Source organism: Myxococcus sp. MxC21-1, assembly GCF_032612255.1.
Taxonomy (GTDB): Bacteria; Myxococcota; Myxococcia; order Myxococcales; family Myxococcaceae; genus Myxococcus; species Myxococcus virescens.
In genome coordinates, this window is record NZ_CP123278.1 from 4,423,339 (window position 1) to 4,437,413 (window position 14,075).

The window sequence follows — 14,075 nt, forward strand, 5'->3', positions numbered from 1 at the left end:
CCCTGCCCTCACCCACGCTCGCGGACACCCGAAGCCAGGAGGTCCACGTGGCGCCGCGGGATGGGCTGGAGCTGCGGCTTGTGCGGACCTGGGAGCAGCTCCTGGGCGTGGAGCCCATCAGCGTGCGCTCCAGCTTCTTCGAACTGGGAGGCCACTCGCTGCTGGCCGTGCGTCTGGTCGCGGCCCTGCGCGAGTCCCTGGGCCGGCCGCTTCCCCTGTCCGCGCTGTTCCAGGCACCCACGGTGGAGCAGCTCGCCGCGCTCCTACGCCGCGAGGACACTGGACCGACGTCGTCGCTGGTTCCGTTCGACGTGGGCCGGAGTGGAACGGAGGTTCCGTTCTTCTGCGTGCACCCGGTGGGAGGCAACGTCCTGGCCTACGCGGAGCTGGCCCGGCTGCTGGGGCCGGAGCGCCCTTTCTACGGACTCCAGGCGCAAGGGCTCGACGGCAGCACGCCGCCGCTGGGTACGGTGGAGGAGATGGCCGCCGCCTATGTGGAGGCCATCCGCACGGTCCAACCCGCCGGGCCCTACCTGCTGGGCGGCTGGTCCGTGGGCGGCGTCATTGCCTATGAAATGGCGCGCCAGCTTCGTGAGCGAGGCGACACGGTGGCCCTGTTGGCGCTCATCGACGCCTACACGCCCGCGGTGCTCAACGCCGCCGAGCCGGAGCCCGACGCCGCGCAGGTCGTCTCCGCTTTCGCGAGCGACCTGCTGGGCATCGGGTTCACGGACCTGGCCACGCCGGACGCGTCCCAGTCACCCGAGGCCCAGGTAGAAGCGCTCTGGGAAGCTGGTCGGCGCGCGGGCGCCCTGCCGCCCGGAATGGAGCCCGCGCACCTGCGGGCCCTGCTCCGGGTGTTCGAGGCCAACCTCCGGGCCGCCCGCCGCTACCAGCCGCCCGCGCTGAACCCGGGCCGGGTGTTGCGGCTCCAGGCGACGGAGGGCGCGGAGGGCCTGCCCGAGGACGGCGGCTGGAAGGCGCTCGTGGGAACCGGACTGGAGCAGCACGCCGTGTCCGGCGACCACTACGGGGTGCTGCGCGCCCCGGGGGTCCGCGAGCTGGCGGACCGGCTCCGGAGCGCTCTGAAGGTCACCACCGCGTGAGGAGGAACTCGACGCCCAGGCCCAGCTCCTTGAAGTACTTGGGCGTCCCTCGGATGAGCCGCCGTTCTCCCTCCGTCTTCTTGAGGAGGTAGACCGGCATCGTGAGGCGCACGCCCACCATCTCCGCCAGGTCCACGCCCAGACGGGCCTCCGGGACCGTCAGCGCCCATTCGTTGGGATTGCTGAGGTAGCCCGCGGACACGCCCAGTCCGGCGCGCCACCGGACGTACGGCCCCAGGTCGAGGAACGGAATCGCGCCGGAGAAGCCGTCCATGTCGGAGACGCAGTCGATGTAGAGGCCCAGCGAGGCCCAACGGATGCGGGTGTCGTTGGGCACGAGCTGGTCCATGTCCCGCACACCCAGCCCGGACAGCACGGCGCCGAAGCGCCACTCATTGCGGCTGTAGGCGTAGTCCTCGCGTCCCTGCTCGGACGCCAGGAACGGAAGCTCCACGCCCACGCCCACACCGCGCTGGCGCATGGCGCTGAGCGTCCAGACATGGTGCGGCTTCGAATACGTCAGCCACTCGTCCAGGATCGCGGCGCCCGCGGGACGGAGCGGAATCTTGAGGTTGCCCCGCTGCTGCGTGACGAGGCTGTGGAAGGCGGTGCCCACGCGTTGGCGGACCGGGATGAGGTCCTCTCGGGTCCCCGTGGCTTCAATCCCCTCCATGACGCCTTCGCTGTACTGGTAGCCCACGTCGCCCAGCACGGTGAGCAGGTCGTCGACCTGTCCCTTCCGGAGCTGTCCCGCTTCCGCCTTCTGCGTCAGGGTATCGGTGGCCTGACGCAGCCGCCCCAATTGCGGCGTCGTCGCGCAGTCATTGCCCACGACGCAGCGGAAGCCGGGCGAGTCGATGCCCAGGACGTTCAGCACGCGGCGCTCGCGATCCCTCAGGCGCTCCTTGCCGGCGCGAGGCACCAGCAGGTCGACGGCGCGTGTCGAGGTGAGCTGGGTCGACAGGAAACGGATGGCGTCCTGCATGCCACGGTAGAAGTCGTGCTCGCGAAAGCGCCGGTCGAAGAAGCCCATCATCGCGAACTGGAATTCCGATGGGAGCACCGACGTGCGGCGAGGAATCTGGATGCGGCCCGACAGATTGATGTCGTGCTCCAGCGTGTTGAGCACGGCGCTGTCGCGCGCGGCGTTCAGCACGTTGCCCAGGTACTGGAAGTAGGCCTCGTCCAAGGGGCTGCGGGAGCGCTCCGGCCGTTCGGGCGGTGATGCCCAGTCCCAGGCGACCGCGTCCTGGTCCAGGTAGACGACGGGGAAGCGCTCGGGATTGAGCGTCGTCTCCCGCGAGGTGCTGCGCTCCACCCACCGCGAGCCGAGCCGCACCGCCAGGTCCACGGGGTTGTTGTTGAGCACGCCGCCGTCAATGAGCTTGAGGGACTCCAGGGGCCCCCATTGCGTCTGGTTGAAGAAGGAGACCTCGACGGGGACAGGCGGGAACGCGAGCGGAAAGGCCCCGGAGGCCTGCGGCGTGAGCAGCAGGTTCGCCAGGGACACCTCGTGTCCGCCGTCGCCCTTCGGTTGGGCGCCCAGCGCCGGGTAGTACGCGAGCTCCTTCGGCTTCACCCCGATGTGGGGGAACGACGCGCTCGCCGCGCCCTCCATGAATGGCAGCCGGGCGGTGAGCTTCCCTTCGCCCTGCGTCATCACCTGGACGACCAGCTTCTCCGTCACGCGCTTCAGCTTGAACTGGGCGTCGGGCCCGCCCTCGCCGAAGGGAACTTCGCGCCCGCGCAGGTTCGTCACGGTGATGCCGTAGGCGAAGGTGCAGTCCTCCTTGAAGCGGGTCGTCTGGGCCTTCTTCAGGATGAGCTGCAGGGTGTCCTGCATGTGGGGCTCACTGAAGAGGTGCGTGCCCTGAGGTGGCTCATTCCGCTCCTCAGGGAGCAGCCGCCCCAGGTCGAGCTGGTCGATCCACACGGTCCAAAAGAGGCTCTGCTCGGGAGACCACGTGGGCTGGGCGAACGCCGTGTCACACGAGGCCAGTCCCCCGAGCAGCGCGTTCACCGCCCCCGCCGAGGCGCCCGTCCACACACGCGGCGCCGGGTTGCCCAGGTCCGCCTGCGCGCCTTCTCGCTGCGCGACGCTCCAGAACCGGACCAGCGTGGAGAGGAACCCCGCCTGATACGCGCCCAGGCTGATGCCGCCGCTGACGACCAGGGCCGGCGCGCTGCGCTCCGTCTCCTCGGCCAGGGCGCGGGCCCGCGCGGGGTCTTCGATGTGCAGCGGCAGGAACGGCGTTCCCTCGGGGACGAGCGCGGTGTCCTTCGCGAACGCGCCACCGTTCGGCGGAACGGGCGGCACCTCGGGGCTCACCACCGGAACGTCTTCAGCGACAGCGCTGGCTGGCACTTCGCCCGGGTCGGCTTGGGGCGGCGCCGCTGGCGCGTCAGGTGAGGCGTCCGCCGGCACGGGGTTGGCGGGCGTGGAGGAGTCCTCGGCCTCGGAGGGGGCCGGAGGGACAGCTTGCGCCTGCGCGGTGCTGGTGGCTGCGAGCAGGACCACGGCACAGGCACGAAGAAGGATCTTGGGCATTCGCGGGCTCAGATGAAGGTCGACGTTGAGGCTATCCCTCAATCCTGACCCTGATCCCGGAAGCCCGGCAACCGCGGAAGGCACCGGGGAAGCTGTTGTCCCCGGCGCCCTTGGGTTCGAACGCCTACGACTTCTGCAGCTCGTGCGAGCTGTCGGCGGCGGCCTGCTCCGGCGCCGCGACGAACAGGGCGTCGCCCGTGCTGGGCACCTGGGGACGCAGCGGCGCGGCCACGGACTCGTGGACCAGCGCGGGAACCGCCACGGGCTCCACGATGGCGGCGGCCTGGGCGCGCTGCGCGGCCTGCCGGCGGCGCCACACGAAGTAGCCGATGGCGGCCACGGCCAGCACGCCCATCACGGCGAACTGCCCTTCCTTGAACTTGGAGATCATCGTGTCCAGCTCGCCACCGAAGTGGAAGCCGAGCCAGATGAACACGGGCGCGGACAGCAGCGCGGCCAGGCCGTCCCAGAAGATGAAGCGCCAGTAGGACATGCCCACGGAGCCCGCGGTGAAGTACGTCACGGCGCGCACGCCCGGCATGAAGCGGGCGATGCAGACGATCTTCTGGCCGTGCTTGACGAAGAGGCCTTCCACCTTCGCGCGTTTCTCAGGTGTGACGATGCGGGCGAAGAAGCCACCGCCGCCTTCACGGCCCAGCCTCCCACCCAGCCGGCGGCCGGCGAGGTAGATGAGGCTGTCGCCAACGATGATGCCCGCGAAGCCGACCACCATCATGACCGATAGATTGGCGGCCCCCTTGTGGGCCAGGAAGCCCCCGAGGATGAGGGAGATGTCCTCCGGTAGAGGGACACCCAGTCCGCAGGCCACCAGGATGCCGAACACCGTGGCATAGGCGAAGAAGCCCTGAGAGTCGCCGAGGAGGTTGGTGAGAAGTTCTTGCACGCGTCGTCCTGTCTGTTCACGTCCGAAGGGCCCGCCCCGGCAGTCACCTGAGGCCGCCCCTCTAGCGCCCAGACATCAACCGGGCGCGGGTCGTCAAAACTCCGGGTCAACACGGGGAACCGACCCCAAAAATCCCTGAAACCCGGCCTCTGCTTGGGCCCTCTTCGGCGCCCGTCGTCTCTACTTATTCTCCGACCGCCGCCTCCCGCTGCCCCACTGTCCCGACGTCTCGCCGCCCCTTCGGGCAGCCTGCCCACCTGGGTTCCAATCGTCCAGGAGGCCCATGCCGCCTCGGCCCGCACCGCGGAACGGGGTGCGAGCGCTAGCCACCAGCCCCTACTCGACGCGCACCACCAGCGCCGCCGGGCAGCTTAACCACCGCCCGCCCGAATGGCGTCACCTTCGGCTCAGGCCGCGGGCGCTTTTCCGATGAGCGTGCGCAGCATGTCCCGGTTGTCCCGAGCCTTCTGACCGAAGTGCGCGACGATGCCCATCAGCAGCTTCACGCAGGCCTGCGGCTTGGTGGCCAGGAGTTTCTGGAAATCCGTGGCGCGAATCTCCAAGGCCAACACGTCGGTGACGGCGGTGGCGGTGCACAGCCGCTCACCCTTCTGCACCAGGGCCAGCTCCCCCAGGGGTTCGCCGGAGCCGACCTCACCCAGGGATACATCCTCGCCCCCTGCGCTCTTGGCGCTCAGGCGCACGGTGCCCTCGCCCACGATGAGGAGTGAATCCCCCGTCTTGCCTTCAGCGAAGAGCGCGGTTCCCTTGGGGAACGCACGGGCAACGGCGACCCCGGCGAAAATCTGGATGCCGGTGTCCGTGAAACCCTTGAACAGCGGACACGCCTTGAGCGTTGTGGCAGGCACGAGAGCCATGGATGTGCTCCTAACACGCCCAGCGTAGGCCCGCGAGCGACTCAGCGGTCCGTGTGGTACTCGGCCGCGAGCAGCACGTAATGCTGGGCGGACATCAAGAGGAACTCACGCTCCGCCTCGGTGATGGGCCGCTTCACCCGGCCCGGGGAGCCCACCACCAGGGAGCCTGGGGGAATCTTCGTGCCCGGCGTCAGCAGGGCTCCCGCGCCGATGATGCAGTCGTCCCCCACCTCCGCGTCGTCCATGACGGTGGCGCCCATGCCCACCAGCACCCGGTTGCCGATGGTGCACCCATGGAGGATGACGTGGTGCCCCACCGTCACGTCGTCCCCCACCGTGGTGGCGGACCTGCCGCTGGTGACGTGAATCAGGGACAGGTCCTGCACGTTGGTGCGCTTCCCGATGCGGATGGGATTCACGTCCCCGCGCAGCACGCAGTTGAACCAGATGGAGGAGTCCTCCCCCACCTCGATGTCACCCACCAACTGGGCGGAGTCGTCCACGAAGCAGCCGGGGTGGACGCGGGGGGAGACACCTCGGAATGGCCTCTGGGGCATGGGGCTACGCCTCCGCGACGACGTGGAACGGCGCCTCGGCCATGGGCACTGGCAGCGGCTCCACCGTGGGGGGCTTGAGCAGGGCCACCTGCTTGCCCGCGAGCTGGTTGGGCGTGGCGCGCTCCACCTTCACCGTCACGAAGGCGCCCGCGGGGGCGTCCCCTTCGAAGTTGACGGTGCGGTTCTCCGGCGTGCGGCCGAAGCGCTTGGTGGCGTCGTAGCGCGAGTGCCCCTCCACCATGACCTCCACCTCCGAGCCCACGAGCGCCGCGGTGATTTCGCCGCTGATGCGCCGCTGGAGCTTCTGCAGCCGCTCCAGGCGGGCGATCTTCACCTCGTGCGGCACCGGGCCCCAGTCCTTCTCGCGCAGGGCCGCGCCCGTCTTGGGCCGCGGGCTGTAGACGAAGGAGAACTGGTTGTCGTAGCGGACCTGCTCGGTCAGCTGCATCGTCATCTCGAACTCCTCCTCGGTCTCCCCGGGGAAGCCGACGATGATGTCCGTGGTGACGGCGATGCCCGGCCGCGCCTCGCGCAGCTTCGCCAGCCGCTCCAGGTACTGCACCACCGTGTAGTCGCGGCGCATCATCTTGAGGATGCGGTCGCTGCCGCACTGCACCGGCAGGTGGAAGTGCGGGGTGATCTTCGGCTGGACGCGGAAGGCTTCGATCAGCTCGTCGGACAGGTCATGCGGGTGGCTGGTGGTGAAGCGCACGCGCTCGATGCCGGGGACCTCCGCGGTGCGCAGCAGGAGCTGCGCGAAGGAGATGCCGCCCGCGTACGAGTTCACGTTCTGGCCGATGAGCGTCACCTCGCGCACGCCCACCTTCGCCAGGTCCGCCACCTCGACGAGCACGTCGGGGAACGCCCGGCTCACCTCGCGGCCACGCGTGTGCGGCACGATGCAGAACGAGCAGACGTTGTCACAGCCCTTCATCACCGTGACGAACTCGGTGACCTTGCCGCGGGACGTCTCCGGGTCGGCGCGCGGGAAGACGTACTCCTCCGAGTTCACGAAGGCCGTCTCCACCACCCGCTCCCGCTCCGCGGACACCCGGCCAATGATGTCCGGCAGGCGCGCGATGTTGTCGGGGCCGAAGACGAAGTCCAGGTACGGCACCTTCTTGAGGAGCTTGTCCTTCTCCTGCTGCGCCACGCAACCGCCCACGCCAATCAGCGCGCCACGGCTGGCCTTCACCGGCTTGTACCGCCCCAGGGCGGACAGCATCTTGTCCTCTGCCTTCTCCCGGATGGAGCAGGTGTTGAGGATGATGAGGTCGGCGTTGTCCGGCACCGGCGTCGGCGCGTAGGACATCTGGCTCAACACCTCGCTCATGCGGAGCGAGTCGTTGACGTTCATCTGGCAGCCGAAGGTGTGGATGAAATAGCGCTTCATGGAAGAACCCTGAGCAAGTACGTGCCCTTATCCGATGGCCGGACGCGGAATGCAACCAGCCGCCCGCCCGCCTTCATCCCCGGCTGAGCAGGTGCGTCAGGCGGGTGTGCAGGTCCACCAGCTCCGCCTCGCGGGCCCGGAGCAGCACCAGGGCGTCCTCGCCGTAACGCCGCGCCAGGGCATTGGTTTCGCGCTCCTGCTTGGCCAGCTCGTCCTGGATGCGGCCCTTGAGCTCGTCCGCCGCGCCGCCCTGGAGCTGCCCCAGCTTGTCCTGGAGCTTGCGGACCGCCCAGCGCCGCCCGCCGAAGGCTCGCAGCAGCGCGCTGCCCTGCTCCGCCGTCTTGGGGTCCAGCCCGGACGCGGCCAGGGCCTCGGTGTGGGCCTTGGCCAGGGTCTCCGTTCCCTGCCCGGAGGCCCGGGCAAGGTAGGTCTGCTGGTAGCGGACCAGGGCGTCGAGCATCGCCGCGTCCAGCGGGGGGGCGGCCCAGCGGAGGGTCCGGTCGTCAGCGGCGGTGAGGTCGGTGGACGACTCCTGGTTGGGGACGTCCTGGAAGCCGTTGTCGTCGAAGAGGAAGGAAGACATGGGGAGGTGCCTTGCGGGGGAATGGGCCCGGGACTACGCGGGCACGAGCTGGTCGGCGATCCGGGCCAGGTCCGACACGGAGGTGACGACGACGGCCTGGTGACAGTGCTTCTCGTAGGTGAGCATCTCGCTGTCGCCAATGCCCCAGTTGCCACGCTCCTCGGGGCAGATCCACAAGAGCCGCTTCGCCTTGCGGCGCAGGTCCTTGAGGGCCCAGGCGTTGTTCGCGTTGTAGTTGTTCCGCCCGTCGCCAATCACCATCACGGTGGTCCGGCGGGTGATGCTGCCCAGGTGGTCCCGGGTGAAGTCGGCCAGGGCGCGGCCGTAGTTGGAGTTCGCGCTCAGGGACACCGTCTTGCCCGCGGTGGCCATGTCGATGGCGGCGTCGACCTCCAGGTCCTTGAAGTACTGCGTCACCTCGCCCACGTCGGACACGAAGACGAACGAGCGCACGCGGACGAAGAGCGACTGCATCGTGTGCATGAACAGCAGCATCATCCGCGAGGCCTGACGGACGGAGTCGGACACGTCACAGAGCACCACCAGCTCCGGGCGCTCGGGGCGGCGGCTGCGGAACTGGGGCACCATGGGCACCCCGCCCCATGGCAGGTTCCGGCGCAGCGTGCGCCGCACGTTGAGGGCGCCCTTGCGGTGCGAGCGCTGCTTCCGGATGAGCCGGCTGCGCAGCTTCTCAGCCAGGGTGCGCACGGCGGACTCCATCTGGTCCACCTCCGCCTGGGTGAGCAGGTGCAGCGGCTTGTCCGCGGTGGTGTCGGTGCGGCGGCGGATGCGGGCCTCCGCCTGGCGCTTCACTTCCTGGCGCGCGGCGTCCTCAATCTTCCGCATCGCGGCCGCGACATGGCGCGAGACAATCTCCACCCCTTCGGGGGTGAGGCCGCGGGCTCGCAGCTCGTCCTCGAGCGACTTCATGTCGTTCCGGGCCTTGTCCGCCCCAGCCGCCGCCAGCATGCGCCGGGAGAAGAACCCGGCCTGGAGCGGGCTCTCCATCCGCGACAGGTCCAACTGCAGCGAGGCCATCCGGAAGATCTGCGCCAGCCGGGCCCGGTCTCCCATCAGCACGGCCTGGGCCAGGGGGGACATCTCCGGGAGGAGCTGGTGCATCTGGATGAGGACCATCTTCAGCAGGTCGCCCTCCAGGTAGCCTTCCTCCTCCAATTGCTGCGCCAGCGACTTGTCGATGTCCTCGAACGTCCTCGCCGCGCCGGAGAAGTAGAACTCGAAGGCCCGGTTGAAGGTGTCCACGTCCAGCTCGCGCTTCACCAGCGTGGTGCGGAGCACCGAACGGAACAGGTTCCGGTCTTTGAGGCCTACCTCGGACGTGGCGCGCAGCGCGTCCTGGACCTCGGACGTACTGACACGCACACCGTTCTGGCGAAGGACCTCGGCGAACTCGACGATGCGGGCATCCACGCAACCATCATGTCCGGGGATGGCCCGCGCGCAATCGGGAATGCACAACCATGAAGCGACCGGACGCCTGCCTCCCTGGTACACGCGGTGTAATCACTAAAATTTACTGAATTGCTGTTTATTCCGGACCGTAGTCGCGAGCCACCCCCTGCGGTTTCAGAGGGGAGTCGGGCAACCCCTGGCCTGAGCGCCGAAGGGGGCCCGAATCTCGCTGCTCAACGAAACAAAGACTGACAGTACGTGCTGGGGCGATTTCAGGCCGGCCGCTCGAAGGACATCACGGCCTCGACGTGATGCGTCTGAGGGAACATGTCGACCACCTGGAGGGCCAGGGGCTTGTAGCCCGCGGCAACCAGGCCCGCGGCGTCCCGAGCCAGGGATGCCGGGTCACACGCCACGTACACCACGCGGCGCACACCCAAGGCGGTCATCCACTTCGCCGGCCCGGGGCTCCCGCGCGCGGCGGGTCCGCGAGGCACACATCGAAGCGGCGCTGCTCGGCCACCAGCCCGTCGCACACCTTGCGGGCGTCGCCCTGGATGAAGCGCACATTCGTCACCCCACCCTCGCGAGCGCTCCGCTGGGCCAGCTCGACGCCCACGGGGAGGACTCCACGCCCAGCACGGACGCGGCGGTTCCGGCCAGGGGGAAGGTGAAGTTGCCGTTGCCCGAATACAGCTCCAGCACGGTGTCGGACTCGCGGGCCCCCAGCTCGTACACGGCCGAGGTCACCAACCCCACGTTGGCCTCGGCATGAGCCTGAGCGAAGGCATCCGGCCGCAGGTACAGGGGGACTTCCGGCCGCAGCGGCGAGTAGGAGCGCAGCGCCGGCTTGCCAAGAAGCCGAGCCGAGCCTTCCTTCGGCGTCAGCACCGCGCCCTCCAGCCGCAGGGCCCGCACGGCCGCCTCGGCGGCCTCCAGGTGGCGCGCCGTCACCGGGCCGCTGAGGTTCACTGCGAACGCGGCCTTGTCCCCTTCCGCCAGCAGCAGCACTTCCTCGGCATCCTTCGCCAGGGGCTTGAGCAGCGGGGCCAGCTTGCCGGGGAGCGCTGTGAGCACGGGCGTGAGCGCGCCGCAGACCTCCACGGGCACGCGCTCGTGGCTGCGCCGGCCGAAGTACCCCAGCGCGCCCTTGCCCGCGGGATGCAGCACCGCGCGGCGCCGGTAGCCCCAGTCGCGGGGGCCACCAGCAGCGGACGCACGGTGAAGCTGTCCCGAGCCGGTGCCCCAGGTGCTCCAGGGTGGAGAGGACGATCTCCTGCTTCGCGCTGCGCTGGGCGGGTTCGGCCAGCCCCAGCCAGTCACAGCCGCCGCAGTCGGACGCGTACACGCAGGGCGCGTCACGCCGGTCCGGGCCGGCGACACCACCTGTCGCAGGATGCCGCGCAGCACGCGGCCTTGTGTCTCCAGGTGGACGCGCACGGTGTCGCCCGGGAAGGTCCCCGGGATGAAGACGGTGCGCCCCTGCCAGGAGGCCACGCCTTCGCCGAGCTGGCCGAGGCGTTCGATGGTCAGTTCAATGGGAAGTTCGGGTAGCGGCAACATTCAGGCGCTATTCGGGCGGGAGCTCCGAGCGCAGGCGCTCCACGAACTCCGCGATACGCGTTCGCTTGTCTTCATCAACGTCCAGGAACTCCACCGCCATCCCTGGGGACTGGGGCGCGGGCACGCCCACGGCATTGGTGCGCGTCACCCGCCCCTTCAGCTCCACGGGGAAGTGCGCGCCGGGCAGCGTCACCAACAGCCGCACCTCCGTGTCCACGGCCAGCGGCTTGTCGGTGTTGATGTAGAGGCCCCCCTTCGACAGGTTCACCGCCCAGTCGGTGACGAAGCCAGAGACGCTGCGGTAGGCCACCGGCAGCTCGTACTCGAGACGGGGCGCGCGGGGATGAGGGGTCGAGGTGTTGGGACTGTCTGCCATGGGAAGCGCTCCGCCGCGGGGTTCGTACGACGCCCGCGGCGGTGCACCTTATCCCCACACGCTCAGACTTTCATCTCACGGACGTCGGCGGCCACCGTCAGCTTCGGCTCGGTGAGCTTCTGCACCTGCTCCACCGTCACTCCGGGTGCCACCTCGCGCAGGATGAGCCCCTGCGGCGTCACGTCGATGTACGCGTGGTCCGTGACGATGTGGTGGATGCACTTGAGGCCCGTCAGCGGCAGCGAGCACTTCTTGAGGATCTTGGGCTTGCCGTCCTTGTTGGCGTGCTCCATGGCCACGAAGATGCGCTGGGCACCGACGGCCAGGTCCATGGCGCCGCCCATGCCCTTGATCATCTTTCCGGGGATCATCCAGTTGGCCAGGTCGCCCTCTTCGCTGACCTCCATGGCGCCCAGCACGGCCATGTCGATGTGGCCGCCGCGGATCATCCCGAACGACAGGGCCGAGTCGAAGAACGCGGCGCCGGGCACCGCCGTCACCGTCTCCTTCCCGGCGTTGATGAGGTCTGGATCCTCCTGGCCTTCCACGGGCCAGGGGCCGATGCCCAGCAGGCCGTTCTCCGACTGGAGCACGATGTCCATGCCCGGCGGGATGTAGTTGGCCACCAGGGTGGGCATGCCGATACCCAGGTTGACGTAGAAGCCGTCCTGCAGCTCCTGGGCGATGCGCTGTGCAATCTGTTCACGAGTCAGTGGCATGGCTGGGCTCCTCAGGCCGACTTGCGGACGGTGCGCCGCTCGATCCACTTCTGGAGGTTCTTCGCCTGGACGATGCGCTTCACGAAGATGCTCGGGATGTGCACCAGGTCCGGGTCCAGCTCGCCGGGCTCCACGATGTGCTCCGCCTCGACGATGGTGACCTTGGCCGCCATGCACATCATCGGGGAGAAGTTCCGCGCCGTCTTGCGGAACACCAGGTTGCCCCAGCGATCCGCCTTCCACGCGCGGACGATGGCGAAGTCCGCCTTCAGTGGCGTCTCCAGCACGTGCAGCCGCCCGTCGATGACGCGCGTCTCCTTCCCTTCGGCCACCTGGGTGCCGGCGCCCGTCGGGGTGAAGAAGCCGCCAATGCCGCAGCCGCCCGCGCGGATGCGCTCGGCCAGGGTGCCCTGCGGGTTCAGCTCCACCTCCAGCTCACCGGAGAGGAACTGCCGCTCGAACTCCTTGTTCTCTCCCACGTAGCTGGACACCATCTTCTTCACCTGCTTGTTCTGAAGCAGGATGCCGAGCCCCAGCTCGGTGGTGCCGCAGTTGTTGGAGATGATGGTGAGGTTCTTCACGTTCTTCCGGTGAAGTGCCTCGATGAGATTCTCCGGGTTGCCGCACAGCCCGAAGCCGCCGCTCATGAGCGTGCAGCCATCCGGGATGTCGGCGACCGCCTCGTCCGCGTTCGCGTAGACCTTGTTCATCCGCCCTCCCGCATGTGCGAACGGGGTGACGGCCCTTGGCGGGCCCCCACCCCGTGCCCCTCCCCTATCGGGAGAGGAAGTTCAGCGCTCCACCATCAGCGCGATGCCCTCGCCGCCGCCGATGCAGAGCGACGCGACGCCACGCTTCTTGTCCAGGTCCTGCATCGTCTGCAGCAGCGTCACCAGCACGCGCGCGCCGGACGCGCCAATCGGGTGGCCCAGCGCCACAGCGCCGCCGCGCACGTTCACCTTCGACGCGTCCAGGCCGAGCAGCCGGTTGTTCGCGATGGACACCACCGCGAACGCCTCGTTGATCTCCCAGAGGTCCACGTCACCCGCGCTGATGCCCTGCTTCTTCAGCAGCTTGTTGATGGCGTCCGTGGGCGCGATGGTGAACTCCACCGGCTTGCGCGCCGCCTGGGCGTAGCCCGTGATGCGGCCCAGGATGGCGCGGCCTTCGGCCTTCGCGCGCTCCTCGCTCATCAGCACCAGCGCCGCGGCGCCGTCATTGATGGAGGACGCGTTGGCGGCCGTCACCGTGCCGTCCTTCTTGAACACCGGCTTCAGGCCCGGAATCTTGTCCGGCTTCGCGTTGCGGGGACCCTCGTCGTCGGAGACGGTGACGACGTCCTCCGGCTTCTTGCCCGGAATCTGGACCGGGACGATCTCCGCCTTGAACAGGCCGTCCTTCTGGGCCTGGATGGCGCGGCGCGTGGACTCCAGCGCGTACTCGTCCTGCTGCGAGCGGCTGATGTCCTGCGTCGTGGCGCACTCCTCGGCGCAGATGCCCATGTGGACGTTGCCGTACACGTCCCAGAGGCCGTCGAGGATCATCGCGTCCTTGAACTCCACGTTGCCCATGCGCGCGCCGCCACGCATCGTGTGGCTGATGTACGGCGCGTTGCTCATGGACTCCATGCCGCCCACGACGACGACGTCCGCTTCGCCCAGGGCAATGGCCTGCGCGCCCGCGCTGACGGCCTTGAGGCCGGAGCCACAGACCTTGTTGAGCGTGGTGGCGGGAACCGTCTCCGGCAGGCCAGCGAAGATGGCCGCCTGGCGAGCAGGCGCCGGCCCACGCCCGCGGTGAGCACGCAGCCCATGATGACTTCCTGAACGGCCTCGGGCTTCACGCTCGCGCGCTCCAGCGCCGCCTTGATCGCGATCGCGCCCAGCTGCGGGGCCGTCAGCTTGGCGAGCGCGCCCTGAAAGGCACCAATGGGGGTACGGGCCGCGCCCACGATGACGACGTCACGAGCCATGAAAACTGCCTCCTAATGAGGATGTGCGGATGCTCTTCGATAACAGTGTCGGGGGCCCTTATC

At 68.9% G+C, this 14,075-nt stretch carries 10 protein-coding genes and 3 pseudogenes; 1 reads left to right on the forward strand and 12 read right to left on the reverse strand.

The window, feature by feature from the left end:
• Positions 1 to 134: 134 nt before the first annotated feature.
• Positions 135 to 1,106: pseudogene (locus tag QEG98_RS41995) on the forward strand (thioesterase domain-containing protein); the annotation flags it as partial.
• On the opposite strand, the gene QEG98_RS19920 reads toward QEG98_RS41995, so the two are convergent.
• From QEG98_RS19920 to QEG98_RS19975, 12 genes and pseudogenes are all read right to left on the reverse strand, one after another.
• Positions 1,093 to 3,654, reverse strand: coding sequence for a patatin-like phospholipase family protein (locus QEG98_RS19920; RefSeq protein WP_316567725.1), 2,562 nt, complete (start codon positions 3,652 to 3,654; stop codon positions 1,093 to 1,095). The pseudogene QEG98_RS41995 and the gene QEG98_RS19920 overlap by 14 nt on opposite strands.
• Before the next feature lie 124 nt (positions 3,655 to 3,778).
• Complete coding sequence (locus tag QEG98_RS19925) at positions 3,779 to 4,558, reverse strand: DedA family protein (protein WP_141589749.1); 780 nt, start codon at positions 4,556 to 4,558, stop codon at positions 3,779 to 3,781.
• Positions 4,559 to 4,965: 407 nt separating this feature from the next.
• Complete coding sequence (locus QEG98_RS19930) at positions 4,966 to 5,436, reverse strand: cyclic nucleotide-binding domain-containing protein (RefSeq protein ID WP_316567726.1); 471 nt, start codon at positions 5,434 to 5,436, stop codon at positions 4,966 to 4,968.
• A 41-nt stretch (positions 5,437 to 5,477) separates the two neighbouring features.
• Positions 5,478 to 5,993, reverse strand: coding sequence for a gamma carbonic anhydrase family protein (locus tag QEG98_RS19935; protein WP_090492640.1), 516 nt, complete (start codon positions 5,991 to 5,993; stop codon positions 5,478 to 5,480).
• Between the two features lie 4 nt (positions 5,994 to 5,997).
• Positions 5,998 to 7,386 carry a tRNA (N6-isopentenyl adenosine(37)-C2)-methylthiotransferase MiaB gene (gene miaB / locus QEG98_RS19940; RefSeq protein ID WP_090492642.1) on the reverse strand — a complete coding sequence of 463 codons (1,389 nt, stop codon included), beginning with the start codon at positions 7,384 to 7,386 and terminating at the stop codon, positions 5,998 to 6,000.
• A 73-nt stretch (positions 7,387 to 7,459) separates the two neighbouring features.
• A complete protein-coding gene (locus tag QEG98_RS19945; RefSeq protein WP_316567727.1) occupies positions 7,460 to 7,969 on the reverse strand; it encodes a hypothetical protein in 510 nt (169 codons plus the stop codon).
• Positions 7,970 to 8,002: 33 nt separating this feature from the next.
• The gene (locus tag QEG98_RS19950; protein ID WP_316567728.1) at positions 8,003 to 9,400 is read right to left on the reverse strand and encodes a VWA domain-containing protein; all 1,398 of its coding nucleotides are present in this window, start codon (positions 9,398 to 9,400) and stop codon (positions 8,003 to 8,005) included.
• A 254-nt stretch (positions 9,401 to 9,654) separates the two neighbouring features.
• Positions 9,655 to 10,945: pseudogene (locus tag QEG98_RS19955) on the reverse strand (class I SAM-dependent RNA methyltransferase).
• 7 nt (positions 10,946 to 10,952) lie between these two features.
• Positions 10,953 to 11,321 carry a TIGR02266 family protein gene (locus tag QEG98_RS19960; RefSeq protein ID WP_316567729.1) on the reverse strand — a complete coding sequence of 123 codons (369 nt, stop codon included), beginning with the start codon at positions 11,319 to 11,321 and terminating at the stop codon, positions 10,953 to 10,955.
• A gap of 62 nt (positions 11,322 to 11,383) precedes the next feature.
• Positions 11,384 to 12,040 carry a CoA transferase subunit B gene (locus QEG98_RS19965; protein WP_316567730.1) on the reverse strand — a complete coding sequence of 219 codons (657 nt, stop codon included), beginning with the start codon at positions 12,038 to 12,040 and terminating at the stop codon, positions 11,384 to 11,386.
• A gap of 11 nt (positions 12,041 to 12,051) precedes the next feature.
• Positions 12,052 to 12,750, reverse strand: coding sequence for a CoA transferase subunit A (locus QEG98_RS19970; RefSeq protein WP_090492653.1), 699 nt, complete (start codon positions 12,748 to 12,750; stop codon positions 12,052 to 12,054).
• Positions 12,751 to 12,831: 81 nt separating this feature from the next.
• Positions 12,832 to 14,012: pseudogene (locus tag QEG98_RS19975) on the reverse strand (thiolase family protein).
• Positions 14,013 to 14,075 lie beyond the last annotated feature (63 nt).